22 protein-coding genes are annotated in these 20,088 nt (G+C 63.5%); 14 read left to right on the top strand and 8 right to left on the bottom strand.

The features are described 5' to 3' along the window. Window positions 1-124: 124 nt before the first annotated feature. Together BN1119_RS11455 and BN1119_RS11450 are read left to right on the top strand one after the other, a co-directional pair. Window positions 125-748, top strand: a complete 624-nt coding sequence (locus BN1119_RS11455; protein ID WP_052448057.1) for a c-type cytochrome — start codon at window positions 125-127, stop codon at window positions 746-748. Further along, on the top strand, window positions 745-1,659 hold the full coding sequence (locus BN1119_RS11450) for a c-type cytochrome (protein ID WP_041997915.1): 915 nt from the start codon (window positions 745-747) through the stop codon (window positions 1,657-1,659). The genes BN1119_RS11455 and BN1119_RS11450 overlap by 4 nt, the downstream gene beginning before the upstream one ends. Window positions 1,660-2,170: 511 nt before the next feature. On the opposite strand, the gene asnA is transcribed toward BN1119_RS11450, so the two are convergent. After that, complete coding sequence (gene asnA / locus BN1119_RS11445) at window positions 2,171-3,163, bottom strand: aspartate--ammonia ligase (protein ID WP_041997913.1); 993 nt, start codon at window positions 3,161-3,163, stop codon at window positions 2,171-2,173. A 154-nt stretch (window positions 3,164-3,317) separates the two neighbouring features. On the opposite strand from asnA, the gene asnC reads away from it, so the two are divergent. Further along, window positions 3,318-3,779 carry a transcriptional regulator AsnC gene (gene asnC, locus BN1119_RS11440; protein ID WP_041997911.1) on the top strand — a complete coding sequence of 154 codons (462 nt, stop codon included), beginning with the start codon at window positions 3,318-3,320 and terminating at the stop codon, window positions 3,777-3,779. An 87-nt stretch (window positions 3,780-3,866) separates the two neighbouring features. On the opposite strand, the gene BN1119_RS11435 is transcribed toward asnC, so the two are convergent. Further along, window positions 3,867-4,631 (bottom strand): substrate-binding periplasmic protein, encoded by a 765-nt coding sequence (locus BN1119_RS11435; protein WP_041997909.1) that lies wholly within the window; start codon window positions 4,629-4,631, stop codon window positions 3,867-3,869. 90 nt (window positions 4,632-4,721) lie between these two features. Next, entirely contained in the window at window positions 4,722-5,126 is a 405-nt protein-coding gene (locus BN1119_RS11430) for a CBS domain-containing protein (RefSeq protein ID WP_041997907.1), read from the bottom strand. Between the two features lie 177 nt (window positions 5,127-5,303). On the opposite strand from BN1119_RS11430, the gene BN1119_RS11425 reads away from it, so the two are divergent. Beyond that, window positions 5,304-6,008 carry an SDR family oxidoreductase gene (locus tag BN1119_RS11425; RefSeq protein ID WP_041997905.1) on the top strand — a complete coding sequence of 235 codons (705 nt, stop codon included), beginning with the start codon at window positions 5,304-5,306 and terminating at the stop codon, window positions 6,006-6,008. Here the strand turns inward: BN1119_RS11425 and BN1119_RS11420 are convergent. Further along, window positions 5,934-6,464, bottom strand: coding sequence for a 2-amino-4-hydroxy-6-hydroxymethyldihydropteridine diphosphokinase (locus BN1119_RS11420; protein ID WP_041997903.1), 531 nt, complete (start codon window positions 6,462-6,464; stop codon window positions 5,934-5,936). The two genes, BN1119_RS11425 and BN1119_RS11420, sit on opposite strands and share 75 nt — an antisense overlap. A 128-nt stretch (window positions 6,465-6,592) precedes the next feature. On the opposite strand from BN1119_RS11420, the gene BN1119_RS20480 reads away from it, so the two are divergent. The 4 genes from BN1119_RS20480 (at window position 6,593) to BN1119_RS11405 (ending at window position 9,983) form a co-directional block, all read left to right on the top strand. Next, window positions 6,593-6,685 (top strand): YnhF family membrane protein, encoded by a 93-nt coding sequence (locus BN1119_RS20480; RefSeq protein WP_111874219.1) that lies wholly within the window; start codon window positions 6,593-6,595, stop codon window positions 6,683-6,685. A gap of 96 nt (window positions 6,686-6,781) precedes the next feature. Then, entirely contained in the window at window positions 6,782-8,182 is a 1,401-nt protein-coding gene (locus BN1119_RS11415) for a sensor histidine kinase (RefSeq protein WP_041997901.1), read from the top strand. 5 nt (window positions 8,183-8,187) lie between these two features. After that, complete coding sequence (locus tag BN1119_RS11410) at window positions 8,188-8,706, top strand: hypothetical protein (protein ID WP_174217924.1); 519 nt, start codon at window positions 8,188-8,190, stop codon at window positions 8,704-8,706. Further along, the gene (locus BN1119_RS11405; RefSeq protein WP_041997900.1) at window positions 8,703-9,983 is read left to right on the top strand and encodes a sigma 54-interacting transcriptional regulator; all 1,281 of its coding nucleotides are present in this window, start codon (window positions 8,703-8,705) and stop codon (window positions 9,981-9,983) included. Before BN1119_RS11410 ends, BN1119_RS11405 begins: the two co-directional genes overlap by 4 nt. Window positions 9,984-9,987: 4 nt before the next feature. Here the strand turns inward: BN1119_RS11405 and BN1119_RS11400 are convergent, their stop codons facing one another. Further along, entirely contained in the window at window positions 9,988-10,473 is a 486-nt protein-coding gene (locus tag BN1119_RS11400) for a DUF1097 domain-containing protein (protein ID WP_041997898.1), read from the bottom strand. 381 nt (window positions 10,474-10,854) lie between these two features. On the opposite strand from BN1119_RS11400, the gene msrP reads away from it, so the two are divergent. Together msrP and BN1119_RS11390 are read left to right on the top strand one after the other, a co-directional pair. Next, window positions 10,855-11,856 (top strand): protein-methionine-sulfoxide reductase catalytic subunit MsrP, encoded by a 1,002-nt coding sequence (gene msrP / locus BN1119_RS11395; protein ID WP_041997896.1) that lies wholly within the window; start codon window positions 10,855-10,857, stop codon window positions 11,854-11,856. 185 nt (window positions 11,857-12,041) lie between these two features. Next, the gene (locus BN1119_RS11390) at window positions 12,042-12,692 is read left to right on the top strand and encodes a protein-methionine-sulfoxide reductase heme-binding subunit MsrQ (RefSeq protein WP_041997894.1); all 651 of its coding nucleotides are present in this window, start codon (window positions 12,042-12,044) and stop codon (window positions 12,690-12,692) included. Between the two features lie 36 nt (window positions 12,693-12,728). On the opposite strand, the gene BN1119_RS11385 is transcribed toward BN1119_RS11390, so the two are convergent. After that, window positions 12,729-12,983, bottom strand: coding sequence for a PepSY domain-containing protein (locus BN1119_RS11385; protein WP_374704030.1), 255 nt, complete (start codon window positions 12,981-12,983; stop codon window positions 12,729-12,731). A gap of 69 nt (window positions 12,984-13,052) precedes the next feature. Here BN1119_RS11385 and BN1119_RS11380 point away from each other — a divergent pair, with 69 nt between their 5' ends. The 4 genes from BN1119_RS11380 (at window position 13,053) to BN1119_RS11365 (ending at window position 16,022) form a co-directional block, all read left to right on the top strand. Then, window positions 13,053-13,379: a PepSY domain-containing protein gene (locus BN1119_RS11380; RefSeq protein WP_041997890.1), complete on the top strand. Its 327-nt coding sequence runs from the start codon at window positions 13,053-13,055 to the stop codon at window positions 13,377-13,379. A gap of 24 nt (window positions 13,380-13,403) precedes the next feature. Further along, a complete protein-coding gene (locus tag BN1119_RS11375; protein ID WP_041997888.1) occupies window positions 13,404-14,060 on the top strand; it encodes an AHA_4052 family stress response regulator transcription factor in 657 nt (218 codons plus the stop codon). A 37-nt stretch (window positions 14,061-14,097) separates the two neighbouring features. After that, window positions 14,098-15,447, top strand: coding sequence for a sensor histidine kinase (locus BN1119_RS11370; RefSeq protein ID WP_041997886.1), 1,350 nt, complete (start codon window positions 14,098-14,100; stop codon window positions 15,445-15,447). A gap of 113 nt (window positions 15,448-15,560) precedes the next feature. Continuing rightward, window positions 15,561-16,022 carry a hypothetical protein gene (locus BN1119_RS11365; RefSeq protein WP_041997884.1) on the top strand — a complete coding sequence of 154 codons (462 nt, stop codon included), beginning with the start codon at window positions 15,561-15,563 and terminating at the stop codon, window positions 16,020-16,022. Window positions 16,023-16,349: 327 nt separating this feature from the next. On the opposite strand, the gene torA is transcribed toward BN1119_RS11365, so the two are convergent. Together torA and BN1119_RS11355 are read right to left on the bottom strand one after the other, a co-directional pair. After that, on the bottom strand, window positions 16,350-18,830 hold the full coding sequence (gene torA, locus BN1119_RS11360; protein ID WP_041997881.1) for a trimethylamine-N-oxide reductase TorA: 2,481 nt from the start codon (window positions 18,828-18,830) through the stop codon (window positions 16,350-16,352). A 22-nt stretch (window positions 18,831-18,852) separates the two neighbouring features. Next, on the bottom strand, window positions 18,853-19,983 hold the full coding sequence (locus BN1119_RS11355) for a NapC/NirT family cytochrome c (protein WP_041997878.1): 1,131 nt from the start codon (window positions 19,981-19,983) through the stop codon (window positions 18,853-18,855). Window positions 19,984-20,088: the final 105 nt, after the last annotated feature.

The following is a 20,088-nucleotide window of genomic DNA, read 5'->3' as shown; positions in this document are numbered from 1 at the left end:
GCGTTTTTTTTGGCGCAGCATGCGGGTGCCAACATGGCGATAACTATGGGTCATCGCATTGTGGTGATACGCTTCATACCATTAATGATTTCATTGTTATTACCAGGAGAGGGAGCCTTTGCCGATGAGAACACGATTTTCGTTCCTGCTGCTGTGCAGCAGCCTGGTGCCCCTGGCGGTACAGGGGGCGCAAGCAAGCCAGGATGTGCCCCAGATCTGCGCCACCTGTCACGGGATGAACGGCGTGCCCAAGGAGTCGAATATTCCCAATCTCTGGGGACAGTCCGAAACCTACCTGAGCGAGCAACTGCGCGCCTTTCGCAGCGGCAAACGGGTCAGCGACTTCATGAATCCCATCATCTACCAGTTGAGCGACGAGCAGATAAAGCGTGCCGCCAACCACTTCGCCAGCCAGGCCGCCGCCAAGGAGGTGAGCCTGCACTGGAGCGGCGACAAGTGGCCCGGGGACATGGAGACGGGGGAGCGGCTGGCCCTGGCCGGCAAACCCGAGCGCAATCTGCCGGCCTGCGTGGCTTGCCACGGCCCGAGTGGCGTCGGCGTCATGCCACTGTTTCCCCGTCTCGCCGGTCAGGATCCCGCCTATCTCAAGCGCCAGTTGATCTACTGGAAGGCCGACAAACGCCCCCTTGGCGCCATGGGCTCCATGCCTGCCATCGCCAAGTCCCTCAGCGAGGCGGAAATGGACGCCGTGGCCAACTACTTCGCGGCGCAGGGGGTGGCGAAATGAAGCATGCATATCTGATGGCCTGCCTGCTGGCCGGTCTGGCTCATGCCGAATCGTTCGAGGATCAGTTCAGCGTCCCGCTCGGGGAGAAGGCGCCCGATGGCAACTACCACAAGGTGCCCGACTGGTCTGCCGTGCCGGAGGGGGAGATGGGAGCGGCCATCAAGCGTGGCTACAGCCTGTTCGTCAACACCCAGCAGCTCAAGGGGCAGGGCCAGCCGGGGAACGGCTTGCAGTGCAGCAACTGTCACCTGGGCGCCGGCATCATTGCCGGTGCCAGCCCCATGTGGGGGGCTTATCCGGCCTATCCCGCCTATCGCAAGAAGAACAACAAGGTGAACACCTATGAGGATCGGCTGCAAGGCTGCTTCCTCTATTCGATGAATGCCAGAGAGGGCCGGCCCCCCGCCTATGACAGCCAGGCTATCCGGGATCTGGTGGCCTACTCCTACTGGCTGGCGAGCGGCGCCCCCATCAGTGACAAACTGCCAGGGCGCAACTTCTTCGCCATCGCCACCCCTCCCCAGGCCCCCGACTTCAAGCGGGGCCAGAGTGTCTATGCCGAGCGGTGTGCCGATTGCCACGGCGACGAGGGGGAGGGCAAGAAGGTGGCGGATCGTTACGTCTTCCCGCCCCTGTGGGGCAAGGAGAGCTACAACTGGGGCGCGGGCATGCACGGCATCGACAAGGCGGCCGCCTTCATCAAGAGCAACATGCCGCTCTCCCAGGGAGGGAGCCTGAGCGATCAGCAGGCCTGGGATGTCTCCCTTTACATCAACAGCCACGAGCGCCCTCAGGATCCCAGGTTCAAGGGGGATCTCGGCCAGACCACCAAGGCGTTCCATGGCTCCTACTCCCAGTACGGCTTGCCTTCCCCGGTGGATGGGCACCTGCTGGGCAGCAAGGCGTATTGAGGGCTGAGGCAGGATGACAGAGGGGCTCAGGCCCCTTTTTTCATGGGCTGCCCGGGTGCAGGCAAAAAAAAAACGGCAATCCGAGGATTGCCGGGAGGAATGTATTCGATGCGACCTTGCGTGGGTTGAGCGGGCCGCAGGGGCAAGCCCCGGTTTCGCAGCGAGTCATCCAGGATGAACGCCCTGCTTACAGCCTGTCCGGACTGCGCTCTTTCAGTCCGCACCGCCACACACCTTCAGCATCCGGCATGGGTTGCCGGATACCATCAATCTGCTTACAGCATGCCCGGGACGGCAGCTTTCATCTCGGATGGCCAGACGCCGACCTGTATCTGCTGGTCTATGTGCTCCTCTGTGCCGACCCGGGATGACCCTATGCCCATGACCCTGACCTGCTTACAGCATGCCCGGGATGGCGGCCTTCATCTCGGATGGCCAGACGCCGACCTGTATCTGCTGGTCTATGTGCTCCTCTGTGCCGACCCGGGATGACCCTATGCCCATGACCTGCTTACAGCATGCCTGGGATAGCTGCCTTCATTTCGGATGGCCAGACACCGACTTGCACCTGACCTATGTGCTCTTTTTGCAGCAGCAGCATGGCCAGACGGGATTGGCCTATGCCGCCGCCTATGGTCTGCGGCATCCGTGCGGCCAGCAGGTCCTGGTGCCAGTCGTACTGCAGGCGATCCTCGTCGCCGGTGATGGCGAGCTGGCGGCGCAGGGCCTCTGCGTCCACCCGGATCCCCATGGAGGAAATCTCGAAGCTGTCTTGCAGCACCGGGTTCCACACCAGGATGTCGCCGTTCAGACCGGCCAGACCCAGTTCGCTCTCGCTGCTCCAGTCGTCATAGTCCGGGGCGCGCACGTCGTGGCGCTCGCCGTGGGAGAGGGCGCCGCCGATGCCGATGAGGAACACGGCCCCCAGCTCCTTGGCGATGGCCCGCTCGCGCCCCTTGGCGTCGAGATCCGGGTAACGGGTCAGCAGCGCTTCGCTGTGCAGGAACTGGATCTCCGCCGGCAGGAAGGGGGTCAGCTCGTGCTCGGCGCAGACCGCGCGCTCTGTGGCCTTGATGGCAGTCCAGATGCCGCGCACCGTCTCCTGCAGATAGGCCAGATCCCGGCGCTCGCTTGGCATCACCTTCTCCCAGTCCCACTGGTCGACGTAGACGGAGTGGATGGGGGTCAGCCTGTCTTCGTCCGGACGCAGGGCCTTCATGTGGGTGTAGATGCCTTCACCCGGGCCGAAACCGAAGCGGCCCAGGGTCTGGCGCTTCCACTTGGCGAGCGAATGCACCACTTCGTAGCTGTGCTGCGGCAGGGTCTTCACCTTCACTTGCACCGCATGCTCGTGGCCGGAGAGGTTGTCCTGGGTACCATCGCCGACCCGGCTCAGGATGGGGGCTTGCACCTCCATCAGACCCAGTTGCTGGGCGAGTTGGCGGGAGAACATCTCTTTGACGAAGCTGATCTGCTGCTGGCTGCGAATGTAGTGCTGTTTCATGAGGAAATACCTGTCTCAAAGCCGTTGGATGTGGCGATTCTTCAACAGACTGCGCACCAAATTCAATATTCGATAATAGAAATAGGCTTTGGCTATTTTTTTCTTCAAAATAACCCGGCCATTAATGAGATATCGTCAACGGGAGTGCAAAAAAGTGTCAGAAAATTATCGGATCGATAATCTCGATCAGGCCATCCTCACCGCCTTGATGGAGAATGCGCGCATCCCTTACGCCGAGCTTGCAAAACAACTGCTGGTCAGCCCGGGTACCATCCATGTGCGGGTGGAGAAGATGAAGCAGGCGGGGATCATAGAGGGGACCAGGGTGCAGGTGAATGCCAAGCGGCTGGGCTACGACGTCTGCTGCTTTATCGGCATCAACCTCAAGAGTGCCAAGGATTACCCCTCGGCCCTGGCCAGGTTGCAGGCGCTGGACGAGGTGGTGGAGGCCTACTACACCACGGGCAATTACAGCATCTTCATCAAGGTGATGACCCGTTCCATCGACGAGTTGCAGACCGTGCTGATCCACAAGATCCAGACCATAGACGAGATCCAGTCCACCGAAACCCTGATCTCGCTGCAAAACCCCATACTGCGGGACGTGAAGCCCTGAAGGGGCAGGGAATGGAGGGGGCGAGATGGAAACGCCGGCCTCGCGGCAATACCCGATGTTGGGAGACGCAGACCCTGACGGGAGCCATCAGGGTTCGATATAGGGGATGCCGTATTTGTCGTAGATGGCCTTGAGGCGACCATCGCGCTTCATCTGCAGCAGCTCGGCATCGTAGGCCGCCATCAGGGCCGGGGTGTCGGCATCGGCCCTGGCCTTGCACCAGACATGGTAGTAGGGGCTGCTCTTGAGGGGTTTGGGCAGGTAATCAACCTGGTCGGTCAGCCCCTCTTCGCGGATCTGGCCGAAGGCGGTGACCAGGGACATGGGCACCAGGTCGATACGCCCGGCCACCAGTTTGCGCAGTTGCAGCTGGTTGAGGGGGATCTCCTGAAACTGGTAACCGGGGGCATCCAGTACGGCGCTGAGTTCGGGGGTGTAGGCGTAATCCCGGGTGAGACCGATACGCCAGGGTTTGAGATCCGCGATCGATTGATACTGGATGCGCGCCTTGTCGGCCTTGCGCACGAAGAAGTGCCAGCTGTGGCGGATGTGGGACTGCTTCGGATAGAGGAGGTAGGCTTCCCGTTCGGGCTGGAAGGAGTGGCTCATCAGCAGATCGTAGCGCCCCGTCCTGGCATTGCGGGTGAGGCGAGCACTCGAATCGGTCAGGGTGATCTCGATGGGCACTCCCATGGCGGTGAAGATCTCGGTGAGCAGCTCGACGTCCATGCCGGTCGGGCGTTGCTGGGCGTCGAGGTACTTGAGCGGTGGCTCCAGCATACCGCCAATCACCAGCGTCTTGGCGGTGAGGGCGCAGGGCAGCAGCAGCCATAACAGGAACAAGATCCGCAATCAGCTTCTCCAAAAGCCATGGGGGCGGCGTCTTGGCCGCGGTTGTCGAGATCATATCGACCATCCCTGGTCGATGCTTGAGTCCCGAACTCAGGTCTGCTGGCAACCCTTGAGCTGTTGATTGAGCACCTGCATCACCTGGCGGCGGCTGATGATGCCTATCACCTTGCCATGCTCGACCACGGGGTAGATGCGAGGCTTGGCCCCCGTCATCTGGCGGGCCAGATCCAGGATGCTCTCGTCGGGGCGGATGGAGAGGGGCGTCTTGCTCATCATGTCCTGCACCTGGGTGCGGGTGTCGCAGTGGTAGCTGCCGGTCAGCAGGCTGGGGATGCAGTCCTGCTCGGAGAGAAACCCCACCAGCTGATGCTGGTCATTGAGCACGGGCAGACCGCTCAGGCCGGAGGCATGCAGGCTGTCGAGGGCGGCGGCCAGTCCCTGTTGGGGAGAGAGGGAGTGGCTCAGGCGGCTCATGTGATCGCGTACTTGTAACATATTGATTGCTCCACGGTTCTGGTTGCCTGCACTATGAGACAGTCGCTCCGCTGGCACCAATGGGTGGTGCCGCAGGGATTGATAGACCATATCATTGGCGATGGGGTGAAGATGCGATCGGCCGGGCAATTTTGTGACAAATGACACTGGTCGATTCAGGGATGATGAGGAGGGATTATGCGTGCCTTGGTGACGGGAGCGGGTCGACGACTCGGGTTTTATCTGTGCGAGCAACTGGCGGCGGCGGGCTGGCAGGTGACGGGGCAGTATCGCTCCGAGCGTCCCGAGCTGGGGCGGCTGAGGGCGCTCGGGGTCGAGCTCATCCAGGCCGACTTCACCCGGCCCGAAGAGGTGGCCGCCCTGGCCCATGCCACGGCGCGCCATGAGGATCTGGGGCTCATCATCCACAACGCCTCCGCCTTCGAGCCCCTGGCCGAGGATCCCGCCGAACAATTGGCCCAGTTCGATCGCTTCTACCGGGTGCACATGGCGGCCCCCTTCCAGCTCAACCAGGTGCTGGCCCCCAGGCTGGCGTGCAATGCCAACGCCAGCATCATCCAGATCACCGACATCTACATTCACGGGCCTGCCCCCCGTTTTGCCAACTATGTGGCGACCAAGGCGGGGGCTCACTCCCTGGCCATGAGTCTGGCGCGCCAGCTGGCCCCGGCGGTGCGGGTCAATACCATAGAGCCAGGTCCCATCCTGTTTCTCGATGAGCATGATGAGGCCTGGCGCCAGCAGGTGCTGGCCAGGACGCCGCTGGCGCGGGAGGGGGGGCTTGAGCCTATCTGGCAGGCGGTGCAGTTACTGCTGGGCAATCACTACATGACGGGGGCGAGCATCAAGGTGGACGGTGGCCGCTCCCTGGCCATCATCTGACCCCTGACTGAGGTAGACCGGGGCCTGGCCTATGGCCACCCCGCAGGGGGTCAGCACCACTTTCTGGACGTTGGCGGGCTGTTCGCCATAGAGCTCGGCCAGCAGATCCTGGAGGTAGGCATCGACCTCGGCGGCGTGAAAATCATCGTCGTCGCGCATGGCCAGGATGTCGATGTCGAGGGGCCGGTCGTGCACCTTGCACAGGGGGTCGCTGCGATTGCGGCCATGGGCTTGCTCCATGGCGATGAACTCCGCCTTGAGGCTCTGGGGGCTGTGCTCGCTCTCGATCACGAACAGGCAGTTGAGGAAATCGTGGCGCGAGTGCATGCCGACCGGCTTGGTCTTGATCACCGAGCTCAGCTGCAGGCGCTGAAAACGCGTCAGCAGTTCGCCGAGGGCACGATCGACATGCTGTTCGGGTTCGAGGTTGGATCCTATGCTACACAGATAGAACATGGCGCTTTCCCTTGCGTTGAGGCTCATCTGAAAATGGTTATCTGGCTCACGTTAATTACCTTAACTATGCATTAACATCAATCCGGTATGTTGTGATCGGGCTCTGATTGAGCAACTAAGGAGGGGTTATGAGTGCAGAAATGAAGTGGGCTATGGCGGCGGCGACAGGGGCCCTTGCCCTGGTGCTCATCATCAGCACCGTCTCCGTCCTGTTTGCCTAGCCCGGCAGATGTGATTCAACCGGCCCCTGGGCCGGTTTTGTTTTTTGGGCGACTGCGGATATGCTTGCCACCCCAATGATGAGCTGAGAGTGCAAGATGACACGGGTAAGACCGCGCTCACTGTTACAAGTGGTCCTGATGGGCTTCGCGCTGGTGCTGATGCCCCTCGGCGGCATGATCTGGCACGACAGCCGCGCCCTCGAACACCTGAGTCAGCTCACCAGTGACGAGATGGAGCGGGCGGTGCGCGACACGCGCCGGGCGACCCTGCTCACCAATCTGGCGGTGGATCTGGAACGCACCCTGCGCCGCTACGCCGTGCTCGGGGACAGTCGCATCCTCGCCAGCTACCAGCAGCAGCTCGGCCACTATCGGGGCCTGCTCAAGGAGCACCAGGCCTCCATTCCCGATGCCCCTGTCTATGGCCAGCTGGACGAACTGATCGGCTGGCTCGATGGCCTGCAGGATCTGACCCGGGCCAAGGCCGAATCGACCAGCCTGCGTTTCGAGGATCTCAGCCAGGCCAACATGCAGCTGGAGGTGGCGACCCGCAGCCAGGTGGATGAGCATGTGCTCAGGGTGCGGCTCGCCATCGATGCGCTCATGAAGGAGATCTGGTGGGTCAGCGGCCTGGTCGCCGTGCTCAGCCTGCTGTTGATCCTGCTGTTTACTTACCTGATCATCCACCCGGTGCGCCAGATTGAGTCGCGTATCCTCAGCCTGGGCGCCGGGATCGAGCCGGACAAGAAACCGGTCGATGGCCCGGCCGAACTGGTGGTGCTGGGGGAGCGGATCGGCTGGCTGCACGACAAGCTCAAGGAGCTGGAACAGCAGAAGTATCAGTTCCTGCGCCATGTCTCCCATGAGCTGAAGACGCCGCTGGCGGTGCTGCGAGAGGGGGCGGATCTGCTCAGTGAGCAGCTGGTGGGGCCCCTCACCCCGGACCAGCAGGAGATCTGCCAGATGCTGGAGCAGAACAGTCGTCGCCTGCAGACCCTGATCGAGCGCCTGCTCGACTTCAACCGCCTGAGCCAGCAGGAGGAGTTCGAGCGGGTGCCGGTGGCGCTGACGCCGCTGCTCGAGTCCCTGTGCGCCGAATACCGGCTGACGCTCGAATCCAAGGGAAGCAGAGTCCATCTGCCGGAGCGGGAGCTGACCCTGCAGGCCGACCCTTACCGGCTGCGGCTCATCATCGACAATCTCTTCTCCAATGCGGTCAGCTATGGGGCACGGGGCGGCCAGATCTGGATCCGCTGGGGCCAGGATGAACAGCAAAGCTGGCTGGAAGTGGCCAATGAGGGCCCCACCATCCCCCAGGATGAACGCGAACGTATCTTCGAACCCTTCGAGCAGGGCAGTATCGCTCGTGAGGGAGTATTGAAAGGATCTGGCATGGGGCTCTCCATTGCCCGTGAGTCGGCCATCAGCCTCGGCGGCGAGCTGGGTCTGGTGGACGATGACCAGGCCTCCGTCTGTTTCCGGTTGACGCTGAAGTGATACCTATGATCAAACGACTGATGTTTCCCGTCCTGCTGGCGGGCATGTTGACGGGGTGCGGCCTGCTGCCGCGCCAGGAACCCGCCTCGGTCACGGATGCCGAGCTGACCCAGCGCATGGAGTTTGCCAACAAGGAGATGCAGGTGCGCCTGCAATATTCCGACTGGTTGCTGGCGAGCCAGCCGCAACAGCGGGAGCAGGAGCGTGAGCGGCTGCACAATCAGCCGGATCTGGAGAGCCGGGTCAGCCTGGCCATGGTCAACAGCCATCCTGACGAGCCGGTGGCGAGCCGCCGCGCCGGACTCGATGCCCTCAAGGGGCTGCAGCCCGAACTCGGACTGGACGCCCAGGCCTTCCTGCGCAGCTGGATTGCCCTGGGCGAGCAGCTGCTGGCCCGCGACAGCCGCCGCGACGATCAGAGCAAGGAGGTGCAGCGGCTCAAGCGGCAGATAGAGCAGCTCTCCGCCATCGATGAGCAGCTCAACCGACGCAAATATCAGGAGACGGGGAGCGCCTTGCCATGAGCCGTATCTTGCTGGTGGATGATGATGCCAGCCTGCTCAAGCTGATGAGCATGCGGCTGCGCAGCCAGGGTTATGAGGTGGACACCGCCGACAGTGCCGAGGCGGCCCTCGATCGACTGCGCCAGCGGCGGGCCGATCTGGTGCTGAGCGATCTGCGGATGGGGGGCATGGACGGACTGGCGCTGTTCGAGAAGATCCAGGCCCAGTGGCTGGGGATGCCCGTCATCATCATGACGGCCCACGGCACCATTCCCGATGCGATTCAGGCGACCCGTTCCGGGGTGTTCAGCTTCCTGACCAAGCCCGTCGACAAGGACGAGCTGCTGAGCACCATAGAGCATGCCCTCAGCCTGACCCGTCCCAAGCAGACGCGGGAGTGGCAATCCCAGATCCTGACCCGCAACCCCCAGATGGAGCAGATCCTGATCCAGGCCAGCACCATTGCCGGCATGGAGGTGCCCGTGCTGATCCTGGGGCCGTCAGGTGCCGGCAAGGGGCTGATGGCCCAGACCCTGTACCAGGCCAGCAGCCGGCGGGATCGGCCGTTCCATGTCATCAACTGTGCGGCCCTCTCCTGGGAGGCACTGGACAGGGAGCTGTTCGGGGAGGATGGCCGCTCCGGCTTGTTCGCCCAGGCCAGGGGGGCGACCCTGTTTCTCGACGAGATAGGCAACCTGTCGGCCTCGCTGCAGGCCAAGCTGTTGCAGGTGCTGCAGGAGTATGGCCAGGGCACCCCCGAGGTAAGGGTGATCAGCGCCAGCCATCAGGATCTGGTGGCGGCCATGGACGAGGGGCGGTTTCGCGAGGATCTCTTCTATCGGCTCAACGTCGCCAATATTACCCTGCCGCCCCTGTGCAACCGCAGCGAGGACATCCCCCTGCTGGCCAGACAGGCGCTCGATGGTTACCGGGCGCGCCACCCCGACTGTCTGGCGATGGGCTTCTCCCCCGAGGCGCTGGCCATGCTGGCCAGTGCCGCCTGGCCGGGCAATGTGCGCCAGCTATCCAGCCTGGTGGAGCAGTTGGCGAGCCTGTGCAGCAGCCCGGTGATCGGGGCCGTCATGGTGGAGTCCGCCCTGAGCGGTCACAGCGGCGGCATCCCCTCCTTCAACGAGGCCAGGGCCGAGTTCGAGAAGGAGTATCTGATCCGCCTGCTGCGCACCACAGAGGGCAATGTCACCCTGGCCGCCAACATGGCGGGACGCAATCGCACCGACTTCTACAAGCTGCTCAACCGCCACAACATAGAGGCCGCCAACTTCAAGCCCAAGGGGTGAAGGGTCAGGCCGAAGGGCTGGTCTGCCGGGCGGACGGGGCCGACCGCTGGCTGCGGCGCGACAGCCAGAGGCCGCTCGCCTTCATCAGGTAGCCAAACAGGGCGCCCAGCACCAGGGAGGGCAGGACCAGGCGCCACTCCCCCGCCGCGCCGAAGGTGGCGCAGCAACCGGCGAAGGTGCCGGGAATATAGGCCAGCCACTGTTGCCTGGCCTGCATGCACATCAGGGTCGCCACCACCCCGGTCATCAGATAGCCCGCCACGCCGGCACCCCACCAGGACTCCCCATGAATGAGCAGCAGGGCCCAGAGCATGCCGCTGGCATTGCACAGCAGGGTCTGACCCAGGGCGCGTACGCCGCCCTGGGAGGCGAAATAGCTGGTGCAGCCGAGGAAACCGACCCAGGAGAGGAGGCCCAGGGCCACGGCCAGCCAGCCCCAGAGGGCGGAGAGCAGGCCCGTGGTGAGGGCGATGGCGAGCAGCGGAGACATGGCGATATATCCCTGGTGATGTGGAAAGGGCGGGAGAATACCCCTGTGCAAAGAAGCGGCAAGGCGGGGGGGCGCGCACCGTGATCCTGATCACGTTTTGGCCGACAGGAATACGCTTGCGCTCGCGAAAAAGATTCACTGGCCGACCCTTCCTGGCTGCACCATAGTGAAGGGCCCAGTCGCCTCGAAGGAGTGAGTCTCATGTCGTCCAACGTCCTGGTGCCCCTGATGGTCTTCGTCATCCTGTTTCTGGTCGGCACCCTGTGCAAGGCACTCCCTTACATCCCATGACCCGCCCGGTTGCTTTTTTGTCAGGGGATGAAATGGATCGGGTAGTGAGGCGGTCTCATCATTAACACCTCATCCCGGCGGGAGTCCTGCATGCTGATCAAATCTTCTTCTTCCCCTCATCCGACCGAGGCCGATGTCACCCCGGAGCCGGTCTACCGGGACCGGCGCCTGGTGCTCAAGGGCCTGGGGCTCGGGGCCGCCAGCCTGGCCCTGCCCGCCCAGGCCAGTCTGCTCGATCTGTTCAAGGATGACGCCGCGCCGGCTCCGGCGGGCAAGCCCCTCAAGGTCAGCCCGGCGCCGCGCCCCGAAGGCCTGGTACTGACTCCCTATGACAAGGCGACCAGCCACAACAACTTCTATGAGCTGGGTACCGGCAAGGGGGATCCGGCTCGCAACGCGCACTACCTCAAGACCGAGCCCTGGACCCTGAAGGTGGGTGGCGAGGTCGAGCGCCCCTTCACCCTGGACGTGAAGGATCTGGTGGACAAGGGGCCCCTGGAGGAGCGCATCTACCGGCTGCGCTGCGTCGAGGCCTGGTCCATGGTGCTGCCCTGGAGTGGCATCTCCCTGGCCGACATCATCAAGCGGGCCGCCCCCACCAGTCGTGCCAAGTTCGTGGCGTTCGAGACCCTGTATGACCCTGAGCAGCTGCCGGGACAGGCTTCCCGCTCCCTTGGCGGCGGCATCGATTACCCCTATGTGGAGGGGCTGCGCATCGACGAGGCCATGCACCCGCTCGCCTTCCTCGCGGTCGGCCTCTATGGCAAGACGCTGCCAGGGCAAAATGGCGCCCCCATCCGGCTGGTGGTGCCCTGGAAGTACGGCTTCAAGAGCATCAAGAGCATCGTCTCCATCCGGCTGGTGGAAGAGATGCCGCCCACCACCTGGAACCTGCTGGCGCCGAACGAATATGGCTTCTACGCCAACGTCAACCCGCAGGTGGATCACCCGCGCTGGAGCCAGGCCAGCGAGCGTTTCATCGGCGAGGGGGGGATCTTTGGCGCCAAGCGCCAGCCCACCCTGATGTTCAACGGCTACGGGGAGGAGGTTGCCTCCCTCTATCAGGGAATGGATCTGCGCAAATGGTATTGAGCACCCGTGCACGCTCTTGCTGCGAGGCCGTGATCAAGGCTCATGTGCTGCTCGCTTGTTTGTCATCAAGAAGCTCACGTATATCGATACGCCCCGGTTACTGCGCAGCTCGTTACCTTGCTGACGACCTCTCGCGACAGATCGTGAGCAGGTTCTGAGAACAGACACAGGAGGAGATTGAATTCATGGCTCTGAGACTGACCACGCGCCATATCACCCTGTTGCGGGCCCTGGTGCATCTGGGGGCGCTGGGGTGCCTGCTCTGGCTGGGCTATGCCGTGCCGGCCGGCTTGCTGGGGGGAGATCCGGTGCAGGGGCTGACCCACTATCTCGGCAAGGGGGCCCTGCATCTGCTGCTGCTCACCCTGCTGGTGTCACCCCTGGCCAGACGCTGGCGCCAGGGCCAGCTCGTCAAGCTGCGCCGCCCCCTCGGGCTCTGGTGTGCGGCCTGGGCCGGCCTGCATTTCATGGTGTGGCTGGGGCTGGATCTGCAGTTCGACTGGGGGCTCATCGGTGGCGAGCTGGTGAAGCGCAGCTACATAGTGGTGGGCATGGTGGCGCTGTTGCTGCTGCTGGCGCTCGGCATCACCTCGATCCCGGCCCTGCTGCGGGCCATGGGGCCGAGTTGGCAGCGGCTGCACAACTGGATCTATGCCGTGGCCCTGCTGGTGCCTGTGCACTACTGGTGGTCGGTCAAGAGCGGCTGGCAGGAGCCGCTCATCTATCTGCTGCTGGCCCTGGCGTTGCTCTGGCCGCGGCGGGACAAGCTGCTCAAGCCCTGGCGCGGTCGCCCCAAGGCGCAGCGTCGCGACAAGCTCAATGCAAGAGAGGCCTGATGGCCTCTTTTGCATTGGAAACGGAAGGGGTGGCCCTTACTGCCGCTCCTGGCTCAGCAGCTCGCCGCTGCGGGCATCCACCACCAGGCGCACCCGTCGGGAGGCGTCGTCCAGGGCATCGACCTCGAACCGATCTTCGGTCAGGGTGACTTCCCGGATATCGTGATACCCTTTCGCCACCAGCAGTTTCATCAGTTCTGCCATCTCGAGCCGCGCCTGCTGTGCCCCCGCCCAGAGCGGTGTCAGGCTGAGCAACAGGGCCAGTATGGGGAAAAACGTGCGCGGGATCATATTCATTCCGGATTCAGGGCTGGCAGACTATAACCGCGATTATGCTAGGTTTCTGGAGATGAATCCCCCATGAATAGAGCCCTGGGTCTGTTTGCCCTGTTGTGCTCCCTGGCTGCCCATGGCGAGCCGAGCGAGGCGCAGCTGCAACAGGCGGTCAGCGAGGGACGGGTGAAACCCTTCCACGAGGTGATGGCGGCGGCGGCTCATCTGCCTGGGCGGGTGCTGCGGGTCGACCTGAGCGAACAGGATGGGCTCTGGCTCTACGAGCTCAGGATGATCGATCGGGAAAACAGCGTCATCAAGGTCGGTTACCGCGCCGATACCCTGGAAATGGTGTGGCTCAAGGGCCATCATCTCGAACACCTCTTCATTCCGCCGGCGCCCGTCGCCGAGTGATATCCCATTCATTGGACCCAATCCATGCGCATTCTGATCGTTGAAGATGAAAAGACCCTGGCCAACCAGCTGGCCGAGCAACTGCGACAGTCCGGTTTCGTCACCGATCTCTGCCACGACGGCAACGAGGCCGGTTTCCTCGGGGAGACGGAACCCTATGACGCCATCATCCTGGATCTCGGCCTGCCGGGGCGCGATGGCCTGAGCATCCTCAAGGAGTGGCGCAGCAAGGAGATGACGACGCCCGTGCTGGTGCTGACCGCCCGTGGCCAGCTGCACGAGAAGATAGAGGGGCTCAACGCCGGGGCCGATGACTACCTCACCAAGCCGTTCCAGGTCGCCGAGCTGGTGGCCAGGGTCCATGCCCTGGTGCGCCGCGCCGCCGGCAACGCCAGCTCCATCCTGGAGATTGGCGGCGTTCGCCTGGACATGGCCGCCTCTCAGGTGTGGTACGAGGGAACCCCCATCAAGCTCACCGCCCACGAATTCCGGGTGCTCGGCTACCTGATGCAGCACAAGGGCAAGGTGGTGTCCCGCAGCGAGCTTATCGACCACATCTACGCCCAGGACTTTGACCGCGACTCGAATACGGTGGAGGTCTTCATCGGCCGGATCCGCAAGAAGACCCACGCCGACCTGATCGAGACGGTGCGCGGACTCGGCTACCGGATCAACGAATGAGCCTGGTTCGGCAGCAAGGGGCACAGGGGCGCCCTGAATGAGGCTGGTACGGACCCTGCGGGGACGGCTGGTGGCCATCGCCCTCATCTGGTGCGGCCTCTTCCTCTCCGCCACCGGCTTCAGCCTGCAGACCATGATGCGCAACTACTGGCAGGAGGCGGAAGCCGACAGCCTGAGGTTGCAGCTCTATGATCTGCTGGCGCGACTGGAGGTGCAGCACAGCGGCCTGCCCGCGGTCACCGAACCCATGGCCGATCCCCGCTACCGGCAGCCCTATTCCGGTTATTACTGGCAGCTGGAGCTGGGGGAGCAGATCGTCAGTCGTTCCCGCTCGCTCTGGGACACCAACCTCAAGAGCCATGGCCTCAAGTCCGCCTTCGGGGATCCGGATCTCTTCCTCGGCAGGGGGCCCAATCAGGAGCCCCTGCTGATCATGACCCGCAATGTCCTGCTGCCCGGCTCGGATCGGGTGTTTACCCTGGTGATGGCCAAGGACAGTACGGCCCTGACCGAGACGCTGCGCAAGACCCGGATCGGCCTCTTCCTCGGCCTGGGCTTCGCCGCCGCCGGCCTGCTGCTCGGCTTCACCTTCCAGATAGTCTATGGCCTGCGCCCGCTCCACCTGTTGCGGCGCGAGCTGGTGCGAGTCCATCAGGGGCACCAGGAGGGGTTCCGCCTGCGCTATCCCCTGGAGATCCAGCCCCTGGTGGAGGATATCAACCGCCTGCTGCACCACTATGGCGAGTTGTTGCAGCGGGCCCGGGCCCACACGGGCAACCTGGCCCATGCCCTCAAGACGCCGCTGAGCATCATGCGCAACCAGCTGACCCAGCTGCCCCCCGAGGAGCAGGGGCCCATGCTGGAGCAGCTCGACAAGATACAGCGCCACATCGACTATCACCTGGGCAAGGCGCGGGTGACCGGCGCCGCCAAGGTGCTCGGGGTCTCCACCCCGGTGCGGGCACGGGTGGAGTACATCTGCCGCGCCTTCTCCCGCCTCTATCCGGGCAGGGAGCTGGATCTGCAGGTACCTGCCACCCTGGCGGTCGGTGTCGAGGAGCAGGACTTCGACGAGATGGTCGGCAACTTGCTGGAAAACGCCTACAAGTGGTCGGCGGGTCGGCTGCGGGTCTCCAGCGCCGAGCTGGGGGGCTGGATCAGTCTGCGCATCGAGGATGATGGTCCCGGCATGACGGAGGATCAGATCGCCCGCGCCGTGCTGCGCGGGGTACGCCTCGATGAGAAGGTGCCCGGCTCCGGGCTCGGCCTCAATATCGTCTCCGATCTGGCGGAAGCCTATCGCGGCAGCCTCATCATGGGGCGTGCCGAACTGGGGGGGCTGGCGGCCTCCCTCTCCCTGCCCAAGGTGGCGCGAGTCGACGGCTGAGGCCGCACGACGCCAACCCCTTGTTTCATGCCGGGCCTCCCCCCATCCAGAGTGGCGAGGGGGGCGGGCCGGGCTTACTATGTGGCATCTGTTGACGCCTGAGGAAAAGATTCATGACCGACGATCCGTGGGCATTGTGCCATCTTGATGATTCGTTTGATGCCTCCGTACTGGGTACCAAAGGGGCCCAGATCCAGTGGTTTGAAGAGAGGGAGGGACTGATCGAGTACCTGCTGGAAGAGTTCATCGACCTGCTGGCCGACGTGGGTGAGCTGGATGAGGACCAGACCGAGCAGGCCCGGGAGCGCTTCACCCTGCTGGTGGAGCAGAACCCGGACAATCGCGCCCTGGTCGATGCCATCAATGATCTCGCCAGCGGCCTGCGCCGCATCGCCTGGCTGGGGCCCCTCTCCGAGCTGGCAGAGGTGAGCGACGAATTCGCCAGCGGGCTGCGTGCCTATTTCTGGACCCAGTATGACGGTGACGAGGATGACCCGGATGCCTGGGTACCGGAAGATCTCTGGCCGCAGCTGGTGGAGTGTGCCCAGGAGTATATGGAAGAAGGGGACTTCTGAATTATCGGCCAGGGCTCTGGCCCCCTCGTGGGTGGAGTGTGCCCAGGAGTATATGGAAGAAGGGGACTTCTGAATTATCGGCCCAGGCTCTGGCCCCCCTCGTGGGTGGAGTGTGCCCAGGAGTATATGGAAGAAGGGGACTTCTGAATTATCGGCCCGGGCTCTGGCCCCCCCTCGTGGGTGGAGTGTGTCAGGAGTCTATGGCAGAAGGGGACTTCTGAAAAAGGGGGTTGAGCCATCAAGCCATGCTCGGATCACCCGGCCAGTGTCTCAATAGTCATAAAAACGGCGCCTTTCGGCGCCGTTTTTCATGGTCAGCAGGCAGGGTCAGGCGTTGGCGGGGACGGCATGGGCCGTATTGGCGGGCGCCGTGCCGGCAAACTTCTCTATCTGCAGCTGGGCCATGTGGCCGCAGTTGCCCTGGGCCAGGCTCGACGACCCTTCGTCGAAGGTGAGGCAGTTGACGTTGCCGTTCTTGCACAGGGCGCCCACCTTGCCGGGCTCGGCGGGGTCGAACCAGGCCCCTTCACAGATGCGCACCACCCCGGGACGCACATCCTTGGAGATCAGCGCCCCCACCAGGATCTGGCCGCGATCGTTGAAGGCGCGCACCAGATCCCCATCCGCTATGCCTCGGGCCTTGGCGTCGTCGGGATGGATCATGATGGCTTCCCTGTCCGCCACCGCGAACTTGTCCCTCAGGGGGGTGTTGTCGAGCTGGGAGTGCAGCCGCTGAGTTGGGTGGGAGGTGTTGAGGGAGAGGGGATACTGCGCCGCCGCCGGGCCCTGTTTCCACTCCTTGGGCTCGAACCATTTGGCGTGGCCCGCGCAGTCGGCATAGCCCATTCTGGCGATGGTGTTGGAGAAGATCTCTATCTTGCCGGACGGGGTGCCCAGGGGGTTGAGCAGCGGGTTCTCGCGAAAATCGCCGTGGCGGATCCACTGCTTGTTGGCCTCGGGCACCGGGAAGCGCACATAGTTGTTCGACTCCCAGAACATGGTGAACGGCGGCAGCGCCACCTTGGCGCCCCGGGCCTGGAGGGCCATGGCGTCATACATCTGCTTGAGCCAGAGAGTCTCGTCTTTGCCTTCGGTATAGGCCTCCTCCATGCCCAGCTTGGCGGCCACGGCGCGGAAGATGTCAAAATCGTTGCGGGCCTCAAACTGGGGCGGCACGCACTGGTGCATGGGGAAGACGTAACGCTGGGAGTAGTCGCCCCCCATCTCCAGATCGTTGCGCTCGTAACTGGTGGTGACCGGCAGCACTATGTCGGCATGTTTGGCGGTGGCAGTCCAATAGGGTTCGTGGACGATCACCGTCTCGGGTCTGCGCCAGGCCTGGAGCAGGTTGTTGGTATCCTGATGGTGGTGGAAGGGGTTGCCGCCCGCCACATAGACCAGCTTGATGTCCGGATAGGTGACCTTGCGGCCGTTGAAGTCGATGGTCTTGCCGGGATTGGCCAGGCAGTCGGCGATGCGGGCCACCGGAATGGGGGCCGGGCTGTTCTTGGGGGCGTCCCCGGCCGAGATGCCGGACAGTATGCCTCCCTTGGCGGTCGGGCTGCCGCCGGAGGAGTAGTGATAGCTGAAGCCGAAGCCGCCGCCCGGCAGGCCGATCTGGCCCAGCATGGCGGCCAGGGTCACCAGCATCCAGTTCGGCTGCTCGCCGTGGTGCTGACGCTGCATGCCCCAGCCCGCCATGATCATGGTGCGCTTGGCGGCCATGTCCAGGGCGAGCTGGGTGATCTGCCCGGCCTCGACCCCGCAGATGGCCGCCGCCCACTCGGCGCTCTTGGGTTGGCCGTCCGTATTGCCGAGCAGGTAGTCGAGGAACTGGTCGAAGCCGCTGGTGTAGCGATCCAGGAAGGCCTGATCGTGCTTTTTGGCGCTGTAGAGGCTGTGGGCCACCCCCAGCATCATGGCCACGTCGGTGTAGGCGTTGGGGGCCAGCCACTCGGCGCCGAGCAGCTTGGCGGTCTCGTTATAGACGGGGTCTATGCTGATGACCCGGGTACCCTTCTCCTTCAGGGCCTGGAAACCGGCCTGCCCCTCATGGTCCGGCATGTTCCAGCTGTTCTTGAGGGTGACCTGGGCATTGACGCCCCACAGCACCACCAGCTCGGCATGTTCGACCACGTTGGGCCAGGCGGTCTGCTGCTCGTACACCTCGATGGAGCCCATGACGTGGGACATGATCACCTGGGCGGCCCCGGTGGAGTAGTCGCCGGCATAGCCGGTGAAGCCGCCAGAGAGGTTCATCAGCCGGTGCAGCAGGGTGCGGCTGTTGTGGAACAGGCCCACGCTCTTCCAGCCGTAGGAGCCGGCATGGATCGCCTGAGGGCCGAACTGGTTCTGCACCCGCTTGATCTCGCCCGCCACCAGGTCGATGGCCTGGTCCCAGCTCACCCGTACCCATTCGTCTGCCCCGCGCAGCTCGGGGCTGGCGCCGGGGCCATGCTCGAGCCAGCTCTTGCGCACCATGGGGTACTTGATGCGGTTCTTGGCATGGACCTGATAGGGGGCCATGTCGATGAGGTCGTTCGGGGCAGGATCGTCCGCCACCGGCTGGACACGCACCATGCGGCCATCTTCGACGATGGCCTCGAAGGCACCCCAATGGGCCCCGGTGAGTATGCCCTTCTGGGCCGGTACCAGGGTGGTGAACTGATCGAGCGCCGTGCTGATGGCGTTGGCCAGTGCGCTCTTGGGAAAGAGGCCGCCGAGCAGGGGCAGGGCGGCACAGGCGCCCATGCCCTTGAGCAGGCGGCGGCGGGACAGGTTCGCGGTTTTATCGTTGAAGAGAGTCATAACAGTTCCTTGGTGTCCTGCCTCAGAGAGCCGAATGGGTGTCACTGGCGTGTTTTTGCACGTACTGGGTCAGCATGCGCGCCTGCTCCGGGGTGAGGGAGGTGCGGGGTTCCATGCCCTTGATGACGCCGATCCACTGGTTCGCATTGAAGTGATCCAGGGCGGTCAGGCCATGGCAGCCGGTGCAGTTGGCGGACATCAGGGAAGAGGCGTATTGCCACAGCTTCTCCTGGTCGCCGATCAGTTGTGTCTCGTCGACCCAGGCGGTCAGTTTCACCTGATGCCAGGTGAGCTTGGTGCTGGCATCCGTCTCGCTCGTCCCCGTGACCAGCTGTTTCTTGGCCTCGTCGCCGAGCAGTACGCTCAGGATGCGCTTGCCGGGGGCGGCGTAGAAGACATCGGCGACCCCCTCTTGCTGCCAGCCGGCGATCTCGACTTGGGCACGACCATTGTCGTTAGCGAGGATCTGCACCTGGGTCGAGGGCATCAGGTTGCCCTGGTTGGCGTCTGTCTTGGCATCCATGAACAGCGGCGTGGTGGCGATGGCGTAGCGGGTGGTGACACTGGCCGGCGTCTTGGCGGCGGCCTGGGCCAGCTCGCTCGCCCCGGCGGCGGCCAGGCCGCTCATGTCAGGCATGATGTGGGCGACGCCGCGGTGGCAGTCGATGCAGGTCTGCCCCTCCTTGATGGCGACCGGGTGTTCGGCGCGGGCATTGGGGCGCTGGGCCAGCACGTCCATCGCTTCATAGCTGTGACAGCTGCGACAGGTGGCCGAATCATTGGCCTTGAGCTCGTCCCAGACATGTTGAGCCATCAAGAGCTTGCGATCCTGATATTTCTGCGGCGTATCCAGGGTGCCGATCGCCTCGTGATAGATGTCCTTCACGGCGCGGATCTTGGTCCAGAGGTAGGAGGTGGGATCCCCCGGGATGTGGCAGTCGGCGCACTCGGCCCGTATGCCCCTGGGATTCTGGAAGTGGACGCTGCCCTGGTATTCGGCGAGCGGGGTCTGCATGGAGTGGCAGGAGACGCAGAACTCGGTGGAGCTGGTCTTGTGCAGTATGGTGGCGGTGACGCCCAGTGCCGCGACGCCCAGCAGGGCCCCGAGCAGCAGGAGCCAGAACCAGGTCTTCTTGAAGAGGGATCCAAGCATGGTGGCAGTTCCTAGGTGGTTAATACCCATATGGTAGTAGTTGGCGCCAGATGAAAGCTTGACACCCATCATTGCGAAATCCAAAAAGTCGTTATTATTCTGATT

It is taken from the genome of Aeromonas bivalvium (assembly GCF_000819765.1).
In the GTDB taxonomy this organism is placed as follows: Bacteria; Pseudomonadota; Gammaproteobacteria; order Enterobacterales; family Aeromonadaceae; genus Aeromonas; species Aeromonas bivalvium.
The sequence above is the reverse complement of the archived record's forward strand: the minus strand, read 5'-3'. Positions and strand labels throughout refer to the sequence as shown.